Raw genomic sequence first — 19,012 nt, forward strand, 5'->3', positions numbered from 1 at the left:
GCCGTCGGCACTCGCGTCACCGGCTGTCCCGGGCGGGTCGCGTCGCGACCAGCACGCCGATCTTGTCGATGCGGTGCTCGGGATTGCCGAACTCGTCGGACCAGTAGTTGCCGGCAGCGTGGTCCTCGAGCGTCGCGCAGGTCGAGAGGGTGATCATCGCTCGCGTCGCGGACTGCCCGGGCCGGCCCGGCACCTCGGCGCGCTGCGCCCGGAGCGAGGCGGGCCGGCGGAAGGACGTCCACCGGGTGCGGCGCACCTCGTAGACGTGGAGCGTGTCGCCGCTGCGCACCCGGATCCGGTCGCCGCGCACCAACGACGGCGAGTGGCGCAGGGGAGCGGTGCCGGTCAGCCGGTGCCCGGTGATGATGTAGTTGCCGACCTCGCCGGGGCCGGTGCCGCCGCGCGGCCCCCGCGGGGACGCCATCTCGCCGGCGTTCTGGAGCGCAGTGCCCGGCGCGTCGTCGGGGGAGCCGCGGTAGCGCACGACGGGGAAGTCGCGCAGCCCGATCGCCGGGATGGTGACGTAGGAGCGGCGCGGCTCCGGCCGCTCGGGCTCCGGCTCCGTCGTGGGCTCGGTCGTGGGCTCGGTGGGCTCGGTCGTGGGCTCGGTGGGCCCGGACGCCGTGCCCGCCTCGGGCGCCGACGCGCTCGTCGTGCGCTCCTGTGCGGGAGTCCGCCCGGCCCGCGGGTCGTCGGCGGCGCACGCCGTCGTCACCACGGCGAGGGCCGCGGCGAGGGTGAGCGCGACGCGGCCTGCCACGACTCCACCGTACGGAGGAGCTGGGCGTGCGAGGCGCCGTCAGCCCAGGCGGACGGGCAGCCGCTCCACGCCGTGGACGATGGCGAGCTCGGTGAAGCGCAGCTCGGTGGGGTCGCAGGCGAGCGCGAGGTCGGGGAACCGGCGGGCCAGGGCGACGAGCGCGGTCCGGAGCTCCATGCGCGCCAGCTCCGCGCCGATGCAGCGGTGCAGGCCGTGGCCGAAGGCGAGCGTCCCGGCGGACGCCGTGGTGGGGTCGAAGCGCTCGGCGTCGACGTGGCGCGCGGGGTCGCGGCCCGCGCCGGTCAGCGACACCACGACGATGTCGCCGGCGCGGACGACCTGCTCGCCGACCGGCACCTCGTGCCGCGCGACTCGGGGGAAGGCGACCTGCACGGGGCAGACGAACCGCAGCAGCTCCTCGACCACCCGGTCGACCTCCGTGGGGTGGCCGCGACGCAGCGCCTGCCACGAGTCGGGGTGCTGGAGCAGGACCCACGTGCCGAGGGAGAGCATGCTGGCGCTGGTCTCGTAGCCGCCGAGGAACACGCCGTCGGCGAGTCCACCGAGCTCGACGTCGTCGAAGTCCGCGCCGTGGTCGGCGACCATCCGCGCGAGGAGTCCGTCAGGGAGGTGGGGCTCGCGTCGCTCGGCGGCGACGATGTCGATGAGGAACTGCCGGGTGCCCGCCGCGGTGTCGAAGATCCGCCCGCCGGCGTCGCGCAGGTCGAACCGCGCCGCGCCGTGCTGGCGGAACGCAGACCGGTCGACGTCGGGCATGCCGAGCAAGTCGCAGATCACCCCGAACGGCACCTGGAAGCCGAACCGCTCGACGAGGTCGACCTCGGGTCCGTGGGCCGCCATGTCGTCCAGGGCGGCCTCGACCACGCGGTCGATGTCGGGCTGGAGCTCGGCCAGCCGCCGGCGGGTGAAGTAGGGGGTCAGCACCCCGCGGAGGCGGCCGTGGTCGGGCTGGTCGGTCATGCCCAGGCCGCCGATGCGCTCGGCCGGGGCGCGGTCCTGCCGGCCGATGAGGTCGCGCACGTCGTTGGCGAAGGCCTCGGAGTCGGCTAGCACGGCGCGGGCGACGTCGTACCCGGTGACCAGCCAGACGCGGGTGCCGAGCAGGCTGGCGAAGCGCACCACGTCGCCGCGCTCGCGGGCCTGCGCGAGCCGGGGGACCGGCTGGACGCCGTCGCGCTGGAGCGGGTAGCGGATGCGGGCCGGCACACGGCGGGCCGACGTGAGGGCGACCCGGAGTGCCGTGCTGCGCAAGGTGGCTGGCATGCGGCCAGTCAACCGCCCGCAGGGGTGTGGCGCCATCAGGCACGCCCCGGATCGGCCCTCGGGGGAATCCCCGAGGCAGCGACGCGGCCGGCCGAGGAGGCAGGATGGGGCCATGCCCTACGACGCAGCGCCCGACAGGTACGACGCCGGCATGGAGTACAGGTTCACCGGAAGGAGCGGCCTGCGGCTCCCTGCCCTGTCGCTGGGCCTCTGGCAGAACTTCGGCACCGACCGGCCCGAGGAGACGCAGCGGGGGATCCTGCGGCGCGCCTTCGACCGCGGGGTCACCCACTTCGACCTGGCGAACAACTACGGCCCGCCCTACGGCCGCGCCGAGGAGAACTTCGGCCGCTACCTCCGCGACGACTTCGCGGCCCACCGCGACGAGCTGATCGTCTCCACGAAGGCCGGCTGGGACATGTGGCCGGGCCCCTACGGGCAGGGCGGCGGCTCCCGGAAGTACGTGCTCGCGTCGCTGGACCAGTCGCTGCAGCGGCTCGGCCTCGACTACGTCGACATCTTCTACAGCCACCGCTTCGACCCCGACACCCCCGTCGAGGAGACGATGATGGCCCTCGACACCGCGGTCCGCTCGGGCCGTGCGCTCTACGTCGGCATCTCGTCCTACTCGGCGGCGAAGACCCGGGAGGCCGCCACCATCGCCCGGGAGCTCGGCACGCCCCTGCTCATCCACCAGCCGTCGTACTCCATGCTCAACCGCTGGATCGAGGGCGGGCTCCTCGACGAGCTCGAGCAGCAGGGGATGGGCTGCATCGTCTTCACCGCGCTCGCGCAGGGGCTGCTGACCGACCGCTACCTCGGCGGCGTGCCGGACGACTCCCGCGCGGCCCGCGAGGGATCGACCGTCGCCGGGCTGGACGACCAGGTGCTGGACCGGGTGCGGTCGCTCAACGCCATCGCCGAGCGCCGCGGCCAGAAGCTCGCCCAGCTGGCGCTCCAGTGGGTGCTGCGCGACCGGCGGGTCACGAGTGCGGTCATCGGGGCCTCCAGCGTGGAGCAGCTCGACACCAACCTCGACGCCCTGTCGGCCGCGCCGCTCACCGACGACGAGCTCGCCGAGATCGACCAGCACGCCGTCGAGTCCGGAATCAACCTCTGGGCGAAGCAGACCGAGCAGTGAGGCAGCGCGTCCAGCGCCTGCGCACCCGGGGTGCCGAGCGGGTGCGCCCGTGACCCCGGCCTCCACGCGCGTGGTCGTCGTGGGCGCCGATGCGGCCGGGATGTCCGCGGCGCACCAGGCGCTGCGCACCGCCCGGCGGACGGGCCGGCGGCTGGACGTCACCGTGCTCGAGCGCGGGCACCACACGTCCTACAGCGCCTGCGGCATCCCCTACTGGATGGCCGGCGACGTCCCCACCGGTGACGACCTCGTCGCCCGCACCGCCGACCAGCACCGCGAGGCCGGGATCGACCTGCGCTTCGGCGTCGAGGTCGTGGCCGCCGACCTCGCGGCCCGGACCGTGACCACGGCCGACGGGGGAGCGGTCGGCTGGGACGAGCTGGTGGTGGCCACCGGTGCCCCGGCGGTCGTGCCGGACTGGGCGCTGCGGTCGGACGGCACGACGTACGACGGCGTCGGCGTGGTCAAGACGCTGGACGACGGCGCGGCCTGGATCGAGCGCTTCGCAGCGGCGGGAGACGGTGCGCACGTGGTGGTCGTGGGCGCGGGCTACGTCGGCGTCGAGGTGGCCGAGGCCGCCCTGCGGCACGGGTTCGGCGTCACCGTGCTGACCCGCGGGCGCGGCACCGGGATGCTCGAGGACGAGCTGGCCGACCTGGTCAACACCGGGCTCGTCGACGCGGGTGCCGAGCTGGTCCTGGGTGCCGAGGTGACCTGCCTCGACGTCACCGACGGCCGGGTGAGCGGCGTGCGGTGGGACGGCGGCACGAGGGCGGCGGACCTCGTGATGGTCGCCGTCGGCGTGCGCCCGGCGACGGACTTCCTCGAGGGCACCGGCCTCGAGCTCTCTCCCAACGGGGCGTTGCGGCCCGACCCGCACGGCCGGGTCGGCGACCACGTGTGGGCGGCCGGCGACTGCTGCGAGGTGCGGCGCCGCGTCGACGACCAGTGGGTGTTCCGCCCCCTCGCGACGTACGCCACCAAGCACGGCAGGGCGCTCGGCGACAGCCTCGCGGGCGGGTCGCTCGGCTTCGACGGGATGGTCGACACCTCGATCACCCGCTTCGCCCACGCCGACGTGCACCTGGAGATCGCCCGCACCGGCCTGTCGCGCCGCGACGCCGACGCCGCCGGCTTCGACGCGGTCGCCCTGCTCACCGAGGGCACCACGACGGCCGGCTACCTCCCCGAGGCCGAGCCCGTGGCCGTCTGGGTGATGGCCGACCGCGCCACCCGGCGGCTGCTGGGCGTGCAGGTCGTCGGCGGCCGGGGCGCGGGCAAGCGGGTCGACGCGGCCGCCGCCGTCCTCTGGGCGGGCGGCAGCGTCGACGACCTCGCGTGGATGGACCTCGCCTACGCCCCGCCGTTCTCCACGACCTGGGAGGTGCTGCAGGTGGCGGCGCGCCGGGTGGCCGAGCGGCTCTGAGCCCGCGGAAACCGGTTGCCGCCGCCTGCAGGATGGCGGCATGGAGCTCGAGATCGTCACCCTCGCCGACCGCCCCGACCTCATGGAGGTCTTCTGGGACCTCGAGACGTCGTGGCCGGAGTTCATGAAGCACGACCCGATCGGCAACGCGTACTACAACGTCCTGAGCGAGTTCAGCGAGTTCGTGCTGGTCTGCCTGGACGCATCCGGCCGGATGGTCGCGAAGGCCCACTCGGTGCCCTTCCAGCTGGGCGAGGGCGAGCTCCCCGACGCCGGCTGGGACGCCGCCATCCGCAGCGGCCTGCTCACCCGGCTCCGGGGCGAGCAGCCGGACGCCGTCAGCGCCGTGGAGATCGCGGTCGAGCCCGGGCTCCAGGGCACGGGGCTCTCGGGGCGCATCCTCACGGCGCTGCGGGAGAACGCCGGACGGCTCGGCTTCTCCGAGCTCGTCGCGCCGGTGCGCCCCAACGGCAAGGCCGACGTCCACGAGCCCATGGCGACGTACGCGTTCCGCACCCGCGGCGACGGGCTGCCCGTCGACCCGTGGCTGCGCGTGCACGTGCGGGCCGGCGGCCGCATCGACCGGGTCGCGCCGCGCTCCATGGTCATCCCGGGCACCGTGGAGGAGTGGCGCGAGTGGACCGGGCTGCCGTTCGACACGACCGGGCCCGTCGTCGTGCCCGGGGCCCTCGCGCCGGTGATGTGCGACGCCGAGCACGGCACCGCGACGTACGTCGAGCCGAACGTGTGGGTCCGCCACCCCACGGGGGTGTGAGGCCCGGGGCGTGAGGCCGGCAGCCGGCGTCAGCCTCCTGAGACCGCCTTGCGCACCTCGTTGACGCACAGGGCCAGGAAGGCGAGGGCGCACAGCGCCATCAGCACGTTCGAGTGGAGCTTGTTGCGCCACTCCTGCGGCGTGCGGTCGGTGTTGAGCAGCCACAGCAGCGTGATCGCCAGGAACGGCATGAAGAACGCCCCGAGCACGCCGTAGGCCAGGATCAGCCACACGGGCTTGCCGAGGAACATCATCGCCATCGGCGGGAAGGTCAGCCACAGGATGTACGCGCGGTACCACCTGCCGCCGGCGCGGGCGGCGGGGTCGGCGCTGGTGCCGCCGGTGGCGTGCGTCATGAAGTCGGCGAACATCAGGCTCACGCCGTTCCAGACCCCGACCAGCGAGGACATCGCGGCCGCCCAGAACCCGAGCAGGAACAGCTTGCCCGCCCACTGGCCGTAGCGGTCCTGCAGGACCACGCCGAGGTCGAGCAGGCCGGCGTCGCCGCTCTCGATCGCGACGCTCGTGGAGTAGAGCAGCTCCGCGCCCACGACCAGGGTGGCGAGCACGAAGATGCCGGTCACGACGTAGGCCACCGTGTTGTCGATGCGCATAACCCGCATGAACCGGGGGGTGTCCCAGCCCTTCTCCCGCAGCCAGTAGCCGTAGGCGGCGAGCGTGATGGTGCCACCGACCCCGCCGGCCAGCGCGAGGGTGTTGACGAGGCCGCCGTCCGGGATGCGCGGCGCCAGGCCCGTGACCAGCTCGCCGAGGTTGGGCAGCGTCAGCAGCGCGGCGCCGACCATGGTGACGAACATGATGCCGACCAGGGCGGCCAGGACCTTCTCGAAGACGCCGTAGCGCCCGGTCCACACCAGGACGAGGCCGAGCAGCCCGGACAGGATGCCCCACCACGTGGTGGACAGGCCGCCGGCGAGGCCTTGCAGCGCGAGACCGGTGCCTGCCATGGCGGCGGCGCCGTAGACGAAGCCCCAGATCACGATGTACGGCGCGAAGTACCACGTCGTCCACACGCCGAGCGAGCGCCAGCCCTCGAAGATCGTCCGTCCGGTCGCGAGCGAGTAGCGGCCCGCGCCCTCGACCAGCACGATCTTCATCACGCACCCGACGACGACGCACCACAGCAGCGTGTAGCCGAACTTCTGGCCGGCGATCAGGGTCGCGACCATGTCGGCGGCGCCGACGCCGGTCGCGGCGACCACGAGGCCGGGACCGATGATCTTCCAGCGCGGGACGGTGGTCTGCTCCGGGGAGGTGCTCTGGGACATGGGGTGCACCCTAGCCGCGGACTAGACCACTGTGCGCCGGTGCGGTGCCGCCTGGACGCCGCCGGAAATCCACGCGACGCGGACCGGCGGTGCTTGCGAGAATCGCTGCGTGGGTCACGTGGATGTCGCCGGGGTGCGCTACGAGCTGCCGGACGGGCGGGTGCTGCTCGACGACGTCAGCTTCCGGGTGGGCGACGGCCAGAAGGTCGCGCTCGTCGGTGCCAACGGGGCGGGCAAGACCACGCTCCTGCGGATCGTCACCGGCGACCTCAAGCCGCACGCGGGCGTGGTCACGCGCTCCGGGGGGCTGGGGGTGATGCGTCAGTTCGTCGGTCACGGGGGTGCCGACGAGACCGTCGCCGACCTGCTGCTCTCCGTGGCGCCGGCCGACGTGCGCCGGTGGGCCCGGGAGGTCGCCGACCACGAGCTGCGGCTGATGGACGACGACAGCGAGCCGGTGCAGATGGCGTACGCCGAGGCGCTCGGGCACTACGGCGACGTGGGCGGCTACGACCTCGAGGTCGTCTGGGACAAGGTGACCACCGCGGCGATGGGCCTGCCCTACGACCGCGCGAAGTACCGCGCCCTCACGACGCTGTCGGGCGGCGAGCAGAAGCGGCTGGTGCTGGAGTACCTCCTCCAGGGCCCCGACCAGGTGCTGCTGCTCGACGAGCCCGACAACTACCTCGACGTGCCCGGCAAGATCTGGCTCGAGGAGCGGATCCGCGAGTCGCCGAAGACGATCCTCTTCATCAGCCACGACCGCGAGCTGCTCGCCAACACGGCCACCCGGATCGTCACCGTCGAGCTCGGCAGCGCCGGCAACCTGGTGTGGACGCACCCGGGCGGCTTCGCGAGCTACCACCAGGCTCGCGCCGAGCGCTTCGAGCGGTTCGAGGAGCTGCGCCGGCGCTGGGACGAGGAGCACGCCAAGCTGCGCGCCCAGATGCTGATGTACAAGCAGAAGGCGGCCTACAACTCCGACATGGCCAGCCGCTACCAGGCGGCGCAGACCCGGCTGAGGAAGTTCGAGGACGCCGGTCCGCCGACCGAGCAGCCGCGCGAGCAGCAGGTGAAGATGCGGCTCAAGGGCGGGCGCACGGGCAAGCGCGCCGTCGTGTGCACCGACCTCGAGCTGACCCGCCTGATGAAGCCGTTCGACCTCGAGGTCTGGTACGGCGAGCGGGTGGCCGTGCTGGGCTCCAACGGGTCCGGCAAGTCGCACTTCCTGCGGCTGCTGGCTGCCGGCGGGAGCGACCCCGACGTCGAGCACCAGCCCGTCGGCGTCCCTCCGGCGCCCGTCGCGCACACCGGCAGCGCCAAGCTGGGAGCCCGGGTCCGGCCGGGCTGGTTCGTGCAGACGCACGAGCACCCCGAGCTGGTCGGTCGCACCCTGCTCGAGATCCTGCACCGCGGCGACGACCACCGCGACGGCATGGGTCGCGAGGCCGCGAGCCGGGTGCTGGACAGGTACGAGCTCGCGCACGCCGGCGAGCAGCGGTTCGAGTCGCTCAGCGGCGGCCAGCAGGCCCGCTTCCAGATCCTGCTGCTCGAGCTGTCCGGAGCTACCCTGCTGCTGCTGGACGAGCCGACCGACAACCTCGACGTGCAGTCCGCGGAGGCGCTCGAGGCCGGTCTCGAGGCCTTCGAGGGCACGGTGCTCGCGGTGACCCACGACCGCTGGTTCGCACGCGGCTTCGACCGGTTCCTGGTCTACGGTGCCGACGGCGAGGTCTACGAGTCCGACGGACCGGTGTGGGACGAGGGCCGCGTGGCGCGCGCCCGCTGAGCCGCGGCGTGCCCGGGAAAGTGCACGCCTTCGGGGGAGGACAAGGTTTGTCGAGGGCGGTGAGGATGTCGCCGTGCTGCAGCCCTCGCGCCGTCCCGACGCGCTCGCGGTGCCCCACCACCTGTTGCTCGGGCCCGCCACGCACGGCGTCACCCGGTACGCCGGCGAGGTGGCCGGAGCCGCAGGGGCGCCGGTCGTCCGGGACGTCGGGCGCCTCGTCGCCGGGACCCCGGTGCACCTCCACGTGACCGACCGCCTGCTCGGCCGCGACCCCCGGGACGCCGCGGCGGCGGTGGAGTCGCTCGCGCGGCGGGTGTGCCTGACGGTGACGCTGCACGACGTCCCGCAGCCGACCGACGGACCTTTGTTCCACGAGCGGGCGGCGGCGTATGGGCGGATCGTGCGGGCGTGTCGGGCCTGGGTCACCAACTCGTGGCACGAGCACGCGCTGGTCGATCGCTGGAGCGCGGCCGGCGCCCGCGGGACGGTGATCCCGCTCCCGGTGCCCGAGGTGGCGCGCATCCCGCGCATCGTCGGCACGACCTCGCCCGCCGAGCCGGTGCTGGGGGTGTTCGGGTTCGTCTACCCGGGCAAGGGTCACCGCCAGGTGGTGCGGGCCGCGGCGGCTCTCCGGCGCGGAGGGACGTCGGCACTGGTGCGCGTGCTCGGCGGCGCGGCGCCCGGGCACGCCGAGGAGGTGGCGACGATGCTGCGCCTGAGCCGGGAGCGCGGTGTGCCGCTCGAGGTGACCGGTCGGGTGCCGGAGGGCGGGGTCGTCCGTGCCCTGCAGCGCGTCACCGTGCCCGTCGCGGCGCACCGCAACGTGTCCGCGTCGGCGAGCGTCAACTCGTGGATCGCCGCCGGACGCCGGCCGCTCGTGCGCGACGGTGCCTACGCCAGGGAGATGGCGGCACTGCGGCCCGGCACGATCACCCTCTTCGACGACGCGACGCTCGTGCCGCGCCTGGAGGAGGCGCTGCTGCGGCCCTCGTCCACGTGGACGGCCCCCGACGCGGACCTCGGGCCCCGGTTGGCCGACACCGTCGAGGCCTACCGCGCCTGGTGGGCCGCGGTGCACCGATGACCGCTCCACCGCCCTACGGGACGAGCGTGCCCGGCAACCGGTGGGACCTCGCTCCCACCGGCTCGCCGCGACGGAGCGTGTCGGTGGTGGTGACGCACTACGAGCAGCAGGCCCAGCTCGACCGGACCCTGGCGGCGCTGCGCCGCCAGACCCGCCTCCCCGACGAGGTCGTCGTCGCCGACGACGGCTCCAGCAGGGCGCCCGACGTCCCGCCCGGCGTCCGGCTCGTGCGGCAGGCCGACGAGGGTTTCCGGGCGGCCGCTGCCCGCAACCTCGGGGTCGCCGCGACCAGCGGCGAGGTGCTGGTGCTGCTCGACGCCGACACCTGCCCCGAACCCGCGTTCCTCGAGCGCATGGCGGCGCTGCCCGAGGCGTTGCCGGAGGCGCTGGTCGTCGGCCGCCGTCGCCACGCGGACCTGTCCGGCACGTCCCCCGGGGACATCGTCGAGGCGGTCGGGCCGACGCAGGAGCTCCCCGAGCCGGAGTGGCTGCGCACCGCGTACGCCGCCACGCGCGACCTGCTCGACGCCGACGCGACGAGCCACCGCTTCGTGATCAGCGCCGTGCTGGCGTGCAGCCGCTGGTGGTACGACGAGGTCGGCGGGTTCGACGAGTCGTTCCGCTCCTACGGCGGGGAGGACTGGGAGCTCGCGCACCGGTCGTGGCTCGCCGGCGGCCTGCTGGCGCACCGCCCGGACGCCGTCGCCTGGCACGACGGCCCCGACGCCGCGACGCGCCGGCGCGATCCGGACTCCCGGCTGGCCGAGACCGTCGCGGTCGCCGACCGCACCTGTGCCCCGGGCACGACGTGGCGCGGGCTCGGGCGCGGTCCGGCGGACCTCGTCGTGACCCTCCAGCCGGAGCTGGGGCCGACCGAGGCGCTCGTCACGCTCGACTCGCTGCTGGCGGCCCTGCCCCGCGCGGCCGTCCGGCTCGGTGGGCAGCACCGGGCGCTGGTGGGCGCCGACCCCCGGGTGCTGCGGCTCGAGGACGACCTCCCCGCCAGCGCGCGCCTGCACCTCGTCGTACGACGCGGGCTGGTCGGCGACCGAGCGGCCTGGACGTCGGCGCTCGAGGGCCTCGACGGCACCGTCGCCTCGCGCGAGGTGGCCGCCGGCAGCGCGGAGGTCCAGGACCTGCGGCTCCTGCGCCGGGCGGCCCGGTGGCACCGGGCCGACCTGGCGCCCGGCGGCCCGCCGCTCGCCACGGCGCTGCGGGCGTGGACGCGGGACGTCACGCTGGAGTCGTGGTTGGGCGGGTGGGCCGGCGGCTGAGCGCCGCTGCGCTCAGGCCGGGACCTCCGCCGCCACCGCGCGCACCCAGTCCGCCTTGACCGCACGCCACTGCTCGTCGTCGTGCCCGCGGCGCCAGTAGGGCGAGCAGGAGAGCAGCTCCTCGCGCACGATCCGCTCGGCGAGCAGGACGCGGCGCACGGCACGCGTCGCCGCGGCCTCACCGTGCACGAAGGCACTGACGGTCCCGGGGGGCCGGGGGAGCGCGCGCACCGTCTCGGCGAGGAGGTCGTCCGGGTCGCCCGCGTGCGAGGCCCGGTGCACCCAGCGGACGTCGAGGACGCCCGAGGAGCTGAGCGGCACCTCGCCGGCGGCGTCCTCGACCTCGACGACCGCCACGACCGGCCGGCCCGCGGGAACGGCCTCGGCGCAGGCGGCGATGGCCGGGAGCGCGCTCTCGTCACCCACCAGCAGGTAGCTGTCGGCCTCGGGGTGGGGCCGGTAGCCGCCGGCCGGGCCGCGCAGCTGCAGGCGGTCGCCGGGGGAGGCGTGCAGCGCCCACCGGCCGGCGTGACCCACGTCGCCGTGCGCGGCGATGTCCAAGGTCAGCTGGCCGCGGGCCTCGTCCCACGAGCGCACGGTGATGCGACGTGCGAACGGCCGCTGGGCCCGCGGCAGGTCGCGCACCTCGTCGTCCTGGAACGGCACGGAGTAGGGCGCGGACGGCGGCAGGAAGAAGCAGTTGACGTACTCGTCGGCGTCCCCGGTGGAGACGAAGCCCGCGAGCCCGGGCCCGCCGAGCACCACCCGGACCAGGTGCGAGCCGAGGCGCTGCGTGGAGACGACCTCCCCGTGCACGTCAGCACCGCCCGTCGGGCGCAGCGGCGTACGGCGTGCACAGGTACTGCGCGAGCAGGTACGGCGCGAACAGGTGCGGCGCAAACAGACGCGGGCGGGACGGAACGGGATGGTGCACGGCGATCTCCTCGGGACGTCGCCCGCGCTGCGACCGGTGGGCCGGCGCGGGCCGGGGCCGACCCCTGTCGACCCGGGTCCACGGTATCAGTTAGGTTTGCCTTACCTAATCGAGAAAGCGGGGACGAGATGTCTGCAGCACGAAGGACGGCGCTGCCCGTCGCACTGGTCGCGATCGCCGCGACCCTGGCGGCGTGCGGATCGGAGGCCGAGGGGACGGAGGCCCCGTCGGAAAGCGCGGCCACGGAGGACTGGCAGCCGGTCACCGTGCAGCACGCGTTCGGCGAGACGGTCCTCGAGGAGAAGCCCGAGCGGGTGGCGACGGTCGACTTCGCCAACCAGGAGGTCCCGCTCGCGCTCGGCATCGTGCCGGTCGGCATGTCCGAGATGACGTGGGGCGACGACGACGGCGACGGCGTCCAGCAGTGGACCGAGGACCGGCTCGAGGAGCTCGGCGCGGAGACGCCGGTCCTCTTCGACGAGACCGACGGCTACGACTTCGAGGCCGTCGCGGGCACCGACCCCGACGTGATCCTGGCCGGCTACTCGGGCCTCACCGAGGACGACTACAACACCCTCAGCGAGATCGCGCCGGTCGTGGCGTACCCGGACGACCCGTGGGCGACCGAGTGGCGCGACTCCATCGTGCAGAACGCCACGGGCCTCGGCATGGAGGCCGAGGGGGAGCAGCTGGTCGCCGACCTGGAGCAGACCATCGACGACGCGCTGGCGACGCGGCCCGAGCTCGAGGGCGTGACGGGCATGTTCATGACCCACGTCGACCCTGCGGACCTCAGCGAGATCAACTTCTACAGCGCCGCCGACACGCGCTCGAAGTACCTCACCGACATCGGCATGGAGATCGCGCCGAGCATCGTCGAGGCGACGGGCGACAGCACCGACTACGCGGGCTCCATCAGCGCCGAGCGCGCCGACGAGCTCGCCGACGTGGACGTCATCATCACCTACGGTGGCCAGGAGCTCATCGACGCGCTCGAGGGCGACCCCGTGCTGTCCCAGCTGCCGGCGGTGAAGAACGAGGCCATCGTCACGCTCGACGGCGCCGAGGCGATGGGCACGGCCGCGAACCCCACGGCGCTCTCGGTCCCCTACCTCGTCGAGGACTACGTCGCCCTGCTGGCCGACGCGGCCGCGTACACGACCGAGTGATGCCGCCGAGCGGCCCCGACGCGGTGACCCACCGGTGACGACGTCGCTGGGCAGCCGCCAGGCCTCCGGACCCGCCGCCCCTGCAGCGCCGCTGCGGGGGCGCCGGACCCGGGGCCTGGCGCTGCTCCTGCTCGCGGTCGCGCTGCTCGCCGCCGCCGCCACGTCCATCGTCCTCGGCTCGCGCGACGTGTCCTGGGCCGAGGTCTGGGCCGGTCTCTCGGGCCGCGCCGACGGGTTCGCCGAGGCCGCGGTCGCGAAGCGGGTGCCGCGCACGCTGCTGGCGGCCGTCGCAGGAGCCGCCCTGGCCGTGTCGGGGCTCGTGCTGCAGGGCATCACCCGCAACCCGCTGGCCGATCCCGGGATCCTGGGGGTCAACACGGGCGCCTCCCTGGCCGTCGTCAGCGGCATCGCCTGGTTCGGCCTGGTCTCCCCGACGAGCTACATCTGGGTCGCGATCGTGGGGGCGGCGCTCGCCTCCGCCTTCGTCTGGACCGTGGGGTCCCTCGGGCGCGGCGGGGCCACACCGCTGAAGCTGACGCTGGCCGGGGCAGCCACCGCGGCCGCCCTCTCGTCGTTCGTCACCGCCGTGGTGCTGCCCCGCCCCGACATCTCCGAGAACGTCGTGTCGTGGCAGGTCGGCGGCGTCGGCGGGGCGACCGACGACAAGGTCTGGCTGGTGGCGCCGTTCCTGCTGGCCGGGGCGCTGCTCTGCGCCTGGTGCGCCCGCGGCCTGAACATGCTCGGCCTCGGCGACGACCTCGCGGCCGGCCTGGGCGAGGACGTGAACCGCACCCGGCTGCTGGCCGCCGCCGGTGCCGTCACCCTGGCGGGCGCCACGACAGCCGTCACCGGACCGATCGCCTTCGTCGGCCTCGTCGTGCCCCACGTCGGTCGGCTGCTGCTCGGGACCGACCACCGCTGGCTGCTGCCCTTCAGCGCCATGGGCGGCGCCGTGCTGCTGCTCGTCGGCGACGTCCTGGGACGCGTCGTCGTGCCGCCGTCGGAGGTGGACGTCGGGATCGTCACGGCCCTCGTCGGGGCGCCGGTCCTTATCGCGGTGGTCCGCGGGTCCCGGGTGCGTGAGCTGTGAGCGTCCTCCCGCGCACGGTGGCCGACGACGTGGCCGCCGACAGCCCCGACCTCCTCCGGGTGGTCTCCGCACGCCGGGCCCGCCACCGCAGGCGCCGCCAGCTCGTCGGCGCCCTGGCCGCGCTCGTGCTGGCCGCCTACCTCGGCAGCCTCATGCTCGGGTCGACGACCTACGGGCTGGTCGACGTGGCGCGCGTGGTGGTCGGCGACGACGCCGGCGGCGCCGAGTTCGTCGTCGGGCGGCTGCGGCTGCCGCGGGCCACCCTCGCGCTGCTCGTGGGGGTCGCGTTCGGCCTGGCGGGGGTCACCTTCCAGACGCTCCTGCGCAACCCGCTCGCGAGCCCGGACGTCATCGGGGTCACCGAGGGTGCCAGCGCCGCTGCCGCCGTCGCCATCGTCAGCCTCTCCCTCAGCGGACTCGCCGTCTCCTGGCTCGCGGTCGCGGCGGGGATCGGCGTCGCCCTCACCATCTACCTGCTGGCCTACCGGCGCGGCACCGCGGCCGGCACGCGGCTGATCCTGATCGGCATCGGCGTGGCCGCGATGATGCAGAGCGTCATCGCCTGGCAGCTCGAGCGCGCCACCAACTTCCAGCTCGCCGAGGCGCTGCGCTGGCTCACCGGGAGCCTCAACGGCGCCCTCTGGCGCGACGTCCTGGTGGTCCTCGCCGCCGTCGTCGTGCTGGGCGGCACCGTGCTCCTCCAGACGCGCGCCCTGGCGGCCGCGCAGCTCGGCGACGACGCGGCCTCGGCGCTCGGCGTACGCATCGAGCGCACGCGACTGCTCACCATCGTGGCCGCGGTCGGGCTCGTGTGCCTGGCCACGGCGGCGTCGGGGCCGATCGCGTTCCTCGCGCTGCTGTCCGGCCCCATCGCCGCCCGGGTGGTGGGGCCACGCGGGTCCCTGCTGGTGCCGGCGGCGCTCGTCGGGGCGCTGCTCACCCTCGTCGCGGACCTCGCCGGTCAGTACGCCTTCGGCACCCGGCTGCCCGTCGGCGTCGTCACGGGCATCCTCGGCGCCCCCTACCTGCTCTACCTCATCGTCCGCGTCAACCGGGTCGGAGGCACCCTGTGACCACCAGCCAGCCACGCCTGGAGATCGAGCGGCTGACGCTCGGCTACGGCGACCGGGAGGTCGTCCACGACCTCGACCTCGTCATCGCGCCGGGCGACGTCACCGCCATCGTGGGGCCCAACGCGTGCGGCAAGTCCACGCTGCTGCGCTCGATGACGCGGCTGCTGCCGCCCCGCACCGGCCGCGTGCTCCTCGACGGCAAGGAGGTCCACGCCACGCCGGCCAAGCAGCTCGCCCGCCGGATGGGGCTGCTGCCGCAGTCGCCGATCGCGCCGGAGGGCATCACCGTCGGCGAGCTCGTCGGACGGGGCCGGCACCCGCACCAGCGCGTCCTCGCCCGCTGGTCGCAGGCCGACGACCGCGCCGTGACCGCTGCGCTGCGGGCCACCGACACCCTGGAGCTGATGGACCGCGCCGTCGACGAGCTGTCCGGCGGGCAGCGGCAGCGCGTGTGGATCGCGATGGCGCTCGCGCAGGAGACCGAGGTGCTGCTCCTCGACGAGCCCACCACCTTCCTCGACATCAGCCACCAGGTCGAGGTGCTCGACCTGCTGACCGACCTCAACCGCACCAGCGGCACGACCATCGTGATGGTGCTCCACGACCTCAACCTCGCGGCGCGCTACGCCGACCACCTGGTCGCCCTCCACGACGGCCGGCTGCACTCCGCGGGCCGACCCCACGAGGTGCTCGTGCCCGAGCTCGTCCGCGACGTCTTCGGCATGCCCAGCGCCGTCATCGAGGACCCGGTGTCGGGCAAGCCGCTCATGCTGCCCATCGGGCGGCACCACGTGCTCACGCGGGACGGCTGAGCGGTGCAGGTGCTTCGATGAGGGCATGACCACGCGTCGCGGGCTCTTCGTCGCCCCCTTCGACCAGCTGGCCGACCCGCGGGTCGTCGGCGACCTCGCCGCCGACGCCGAGGCGGCCGGCTGGGACGGGTTCTTCGTCTGGGACCACCTGCTCTACGGCGAGCGCGTCACCGACATCGCCGACGTGTGGACCTGCTGCGCCGCGGTCGCGATGCGCACCGAGCGCCTCCTGCTCGGACCGATGGTCACCCCGCTGGCCCGGCGCCGGCCGCAGGTCCTGGCGCGGCAGGCGGCGAGCCTGGCGGTGCTGTCGCGCGGCCGCTTCGTCCTGGGCCTCGGGCTGGGCGACGACTGGGTCGGCGAGTTCAGCGCCTTCGGCGACGAGCCCGACCCGAGGACCCGCGCCCGGATGCTCGACGAGGGACTGGAGGTCCTCTCCGGCCTGCTCGGCGGCGGGCGGGTGGACCACCAGGGCGAGCACCACGCCGCCCGGGGGGTGACGTTCCGTCCCGCGCCCGACGTGTTGATCTGGCTGGCGGGCCGCTTCCCCAACCGCGCGCCGCTGCGGCGCGCGGCGAGGTACGACGGGTTCTTCGTCATCGGCCTCGACGGCCCCGGCGACCTGGAGCGCACGGTGTCCGCGCTCGCCGAGCACGACCCGGCTCCGGGCTTCGACGTCGTGGTCGACCTCCGGCCCGAGCAGGACCCGGGCCCGTGGCTGGACCGCGGCGCCTCGTGGGTGCTGACCCGCATCGGGCCCTTCGACCTCGACCTCGACGAGGTCCGCCGGGTCGTCGCGTCGGGTCCGGCCCGGACCTAGAACGCGCTGACCCCGGTCTCCGCCCGCCCGATCAGCAGCTTCTGGATCTGCGACGTGCCCTCGTAGAGGGTCATCACCCGGGCGTCGCGGAGGTACTTCGCGACGGGGAAGTCGTCGACGTAGCCGGCGCCGCCGTGCACCTGGATCGCGTTGTTCGCCGCCCGCACGGCCGCCTCCGACGCGAAGAGCTTCGCCTTCGACGCCGCCGTGCCGTAGGGCTCGCCCCGGTCGACGAGGTCGGCGCAGCGCCACGCCAGCAGCCGGGCCGCGTCGGCGTCGACCGACATGTCGGCGATCAGGTCCTGCACGAGCTGGAAGGACGCGATCGGCTTGCCGAACTGCGTGCGCCGGGTGGCGTACGCGACCGAGGCCTCGAGGCAGCCCTGCACGATGCCGACGCAGCCCGACGCGACGGCGAGCCGGCCCTTGTCGAGGGTCCCCATCGCGATCCGGAACCCCTGACCGACCTCACCGAGGCGCGCCGCGTCGGGCACACGTACGCCGTCGAGGAACAGCTCGGCGGTCGCCTGCCCGCGCAGGCCGAGCTTGCCGGTGACCTCGCGCGCCACGAACCCGGGGGTGTCGGTGGGCACGAGGAACGCCGTGACGCCGCGGGGGCCGTCGTCGCTGGTGCGGGCGAAGACCAGGGCGACGTGGGCCCACGTGCCGTTGGTGATGAACAGCTTCTGGCCGTCGAGCACCCAGTCCGACCCGTCCCGGACGGCGCGGGAGGTCAGGTTGCCCGCGTCGGAGCCGGTGCCGGGCTCGGTGAGGCCGAAGCAGCCCAGCGTGGAGGCGGTGGCCAGCTGCGGCAGCCACTCCCGCTTCTGCTCCTCGCTGCCGTGGAAGAGGATCGACTTGCCGACCAGCCCGCTGCTGACCGAGACGATCCCCCGGAGCGCCGAGTCGGCACGGCCGAGCTCCTCCATGGCGAGGGAGTAGGTCACGTAGTCACCCCCGACGCCGCCGTACTCCTCGGGGATCGTGAGCCCGAAGAAGCCGAGGTCGGCCATCTTCCGCACGATCGCGAGGTCGACGGACTCCTCGCGGTCCCACCGCATGCGATGCGGGACGGCCTCGCGCTCCAGGAAGTCGCGGGCGAGGTCGCGGAAGGCCTGCTGGTCCTCGGTGAGCGAGAGGTCCATCAGAGCGCGTCGACCAGCTCGTGGTCGTCCACCCGGCCGGCGAGGCGGGCGAGGTGGTGCGGGCCGTTGCCGAGCCACTGCTCGAGCACGGCCAGGTGCGCGGTCCCGACGCCGACGGCGTACTCCGCGGTCATGCCGATGCCGCCGTGCAGCTGGATCGCCTCCTGGCCGATGTGCCGGCTCGACCGGCTGACCTGCAGCCCGACGCGGTCGGCGGCCTCCGCCACCGCGTCGCGGTCGCCACCGGCGATCGTCATCGTCGCCCAGTCGACCATGCTGTGCACCAGCTCGAGGGAGACGTACATGTCGGCCGCCCGGAACGTCAGCGCCTGGAAGGTGTTGAGCGTGACGCCGAACTGCTTGCGCGACCTCAGGTAGTCCGTCGTCGCGCGCAGCTGGCTCTGCAGCACGCCGAGGGCCTGGTTGGCGCCCAGGATGCGTGTCAGGTCGCTGATCGTCGCGATGCTCGGGGCCAGGTCGCGCCCGGGCTCGCCGAGCGGCGTCGCGGTGCTGCCCTCGAAGCGGACGGTGGCTGCGCGGGTCAGGTCGGCCGCCGCGTAGCCGCTGCGCGACACGTCGTCCGCGGCGACCAGGAAGACACCGGTGCCGCCGCCGTCGGGCAGCGCGGCCGTCACCACGAAGCAGTCGGCCGACTCGCCGCCCATCACCGGGTCCGCCACCCCGTCCAGAGTCCAGCCGTCGCCAACGACCGAGGCGCGGACGCCGTCGGCGCGCGCGGCCCAGCGGTCGCCGGGGGAGGTGTCGGCCGCAGCGAGCAGGAGGTCGCCGGCGCTCAGTCGCCCGAGCAGGTCGGCTCTCTGCTCCGCCGTGCCGACGGCCGCCACGAGCCCGCCCGCGTGCACGACGCCCGACAGGTAGGGCTCGGGGGCCAGCACGCGGCCCAGCTCCTGGCAGACGATGCCGATCTCGACGGGGCCGGCGCCGACGCCGCCGTCGCTCTCGCTGAACGGCAGCCCGAGGATGCCCATCTCGGCCAGCCGACCCCACAGGGCGCGGTCGAACCCGGGCTCGGCGGCGACCGTGCGACGCCGGGCCTCGTGGTCGGCGTACGCCGTCGCCAGGAGGCCCCGGACGGCCTCGCGCAGCGCCTGCTGCTCGTCGTCGTAGGTGAAGTCCATCTCGTCCG

General features: G+C 74.4%; 17 protein-coding genes. 11 read left to right on the plus strand and 6 right to left on the minus strand.

Features of this window, described 5'->3' with window-relative positions; translation table 11 throughout:
* Positions 1-16: 16 nt before the first annotated feature.
* Together J3P38_RS16055 and J3P38_RS16060 are read right to left on the minus strand one after the other, a co-directional pair.
* Positions 17-760 carry a sortase domain-containing protein gene (locus J3P38_RS16055; protein WP_307807961.1) on the minus strand — a complete coding sequence of 248 codons (744 nt, stop codon included), beginning with the start codon at positions 758-760 and terminating at the stop codon, positions 17-19.
* 39 nt (positions 761-799) lie between these two features.
* Positions 800-2,044, minus strand: a complete 1,245-nt coding sequence (locus J3P38_RS16060; protein ID WP_210504337.1) for a cytochrome P450 — start codon at positions 2,042-2,044, stop codon at positions 800-802.
* Between the two features lie 112 nt (positions 2,045-2,156).
* On the opposite strand from J3P38_RS16060, the gene mgrA reads away from it, so the two are divergent.
* The 3 genes from mgrA to J3P38_RS16075 are packed head-to-tail and all read left to right on the plus strand — an operon-like array spanning position 2,157 to position 5,386.
* Positions 2,157-3,185, plus strand: a complete 1,029-nt coding sequence (gene mgrA, locus J3P38_RS16065; protein WP_210504338.1) for an L-glyceraldehyde 3-phosphate reductase — start codon at positions 2,157-2,159, stop codon at positions 3,183-3,185.
* Positions 3,186-3,234: 49 nt separating this feature from the next.
* Positions 3,235-4,611, plus strand: coding sequence for an FAD-dependent oxidoreductase (locus tag J3P38_RS18475; protein ID WP_210504339.1), 1,377 nt, complete (start codon positions 3,235-3,237; stop codon positions 4,609-4,611).
* A 40-nt stretch (positions 4,612-4,651) separates the two neighbouring features.
* Positions 4,652-5,386 carry an N-acetyltransferase gene (locus tag J3P38_RS16075; protein WP_210504340.1) on the plus strand — a complete coding sequence of 245 codons (735 nt, stop codon included), beginning with the start codon at positions 4,652-4,654 and terminating at the stop codon, positions 5,384-5,386.
* A gap of 29 nt (positions 5,387-5,415) precedes the next feature.
* Here the strand turns inward: J3P38_RS16075 and J3P38_RS16080 are convergent, their stop codons facing one another.
* On the minus strand, positions 5,416-6,675 hold the full coding sequence (locus tag J3P38_RS16080; RefSeq protein ID WP_210504341.1) for an Nramp family divalent metal transporter: 1,260 nt from the start codon (positions 6,673-6,675) through the stop codon (positions 5,416-5,418).
* A gap of 109 nt (positions 6,676-6,784) precedes the next feature.
* Here J3P38_RS16080 and J3P38_RS16085 point away from each other — a divergent pair, with 109 nt between their 5' ends.
* The 3 genes from J3P38_RS16085 to J3P38_RS18180 all read left to right on the plus strand — a co-directional run bounded on the left by J3P38_RS16085 (position 6,785) and on the right by J3P38_RS18180 (position 10,822).
* Positions 6,785-8,464, plus strand: a complete 1,680-nt coding sequence (locus tag J3P38_RS16085) for an ABC-F family ATP-binding cassette domain-containing protein (RefSeq protein ID WP_210439960.1) — start codon at positions 6,785-6,787, stop codon at positions 8,462-8,464.
* Positions 8,465-8,537: 73 nt separating this feature from the next.
* Positions 8,538-9,548, plus strand: a complete 1,011-nt coding sequence (locus J3P38_RS16090; RefSeq protein ID WP_210504342.1) for a glycosyltransferase — start codon at positions 8,538-8,540, stop codon at positions 9,546-9,548.
* Complete coding sequence (locus J3P38_RS18180; RefSeq protein WP_210504343.1) at positions 9,545-10,822, plus strand: glycosyltransferase; 1,278 nt, start codon at positions 9,545-9,547, stop codon at positions 10,820-10,822. The genes J3P38_RS16090 and J3P38_RS18180 overlap by 4 nt, the downstream gene beginning before the upstream one ends.
* Positions 10,823-10,834: 12 nt before the next feature.
* Here J3P38_RS18180 and J3P38_RS16100 read toward each other — a convergent pair whose 3' ends face one another.
* A complete protein-coding gene (locus J3P38_RS16100; protein WP_210504344.1) occupies positions 10,835-11,638 on the minus strand; it encodes a siderophore-interacting protein in 804 nt (267 codons plus the stop codon).
* Positions 11,639-11,884: 246 nt separating this feature from the next.
* Between J3P38_RS16100 and J3P38_RS16105 the strand changes: the two genes are divergently transcribed.
* Genes J3P38_RS16105 through J3P38_RS16125 form a run of 5 tightly spaced genes read left to right on the plus strand, consistent with a single transcriptional unit; the run spans position 11,885 to position 16,720 of the window.
* A complete protein-coding gene (locus J3P38_RS16105) occupies positions 11,885-12,925 on the plus strand; it encodes an ABC transporter substrate-binding protein (protein WP_210504345.1) in 1,041 nt (346 codons plus the stop codon).
* 34 nt (positions 12,926-12,959) lie between these two features.
* On the plus strand, positions 12,960-14,015 hold the full coding sequence (locus J3P38_RS16110; RefSeq protein WP_210504346.1) for a FecCD family ABC transporter permease: 1,056 nt from the start codon (positions 12,960-12,962) through the stop codon (positions 14,013-14,015).
* A complete protein-coding gene (locus J3P38_RS16115; RefSeq protein WP_210504347.1) occupies positions 14,012-15,088 on the plus strand; it encodes a FecCD family ABC transporter permease in 1,077 nt (358 codons plus the stop codon). The genes J3P38_RS16110 and J3P38_RS16115 overlap by 4 nt, the downstream gene beginning before the upstream one ends.
* The gene (locus J3P38_RS16120; RefSeq protein ID WP_210504348.1) at positions 15,085-15,900 is read left to right on the plus strand and encodes an ABC transporter ATP-binding protein; all 816 of its coding nucleotides are present in this window, start codon (positions 15,085-15,087) and stop codon (positions 15,898-15,900) included. Before J3P38_RS16115 ends, J3P38_RS16120 begins: the two co-directional genes overlap by 4 nt.
* Positions 15,901-15,925: 25 nt before the next feature.
* Positions 15,926-16,720: an LLM class flavin-dependent oxidoreductase gene (locus tag J3P38_RS16125; protein ID WP_210504349.1), complete on the plus strand. Its 795-nt coding sequence runs from the start codon at positions 15,926-15,928 to the stop codon at positions 16,718-16,720.
* Here the strand turns inward: J3P38_RS16125 and J3P38_RS16130 are convergent.
* Together J3P38_RS16130 and J3P38_RS16135 are read right to left on the minus strand one after the other, a co-directional pair.
* Positions 16,717-17,865, minus strand: a complete 1,149-nt coding sequence (locus J3P38_RS16130) for an acyl-CoA dehydrogenase family protein (protein WP_210504350.1) — start codon at positions 17,863-17,865, stop codon at positions 16,717-16,719. The two genes, J3P38_RS16125 and J3P38_RS16130, sit on opposite strands and share 4 nt — an antisense overlap.
* Positions 17,865-19,004, minus strand: a complete 1,140-nt coding sequence (locus tag J3P38_RS16135; protein ID WP_210504351.1) for an acyl-CoA dehydrogenase family protein — start codon at positions 19,002-19,004, stop codon at positions 17,865-17,867. The genes J3P38_RS16130 and J3P38_RS16135 overlap by 1 nt, the downstream gene beginning before the upstream one ends.
* Between the last annotated feature and the right edge of the window lie 8 nt (positions 19,005-19,012).

Origin of the sequence: Nocardioides xinjiangensis (assembly GCF_017916455.1) — a bacterium.
Lineage (GTDB): Bacteria > Actinomycetota > Actinomycetes > Propionibacteriales > Nocardioidaceae > Nocardioides > Nocardioides xinjiangensis.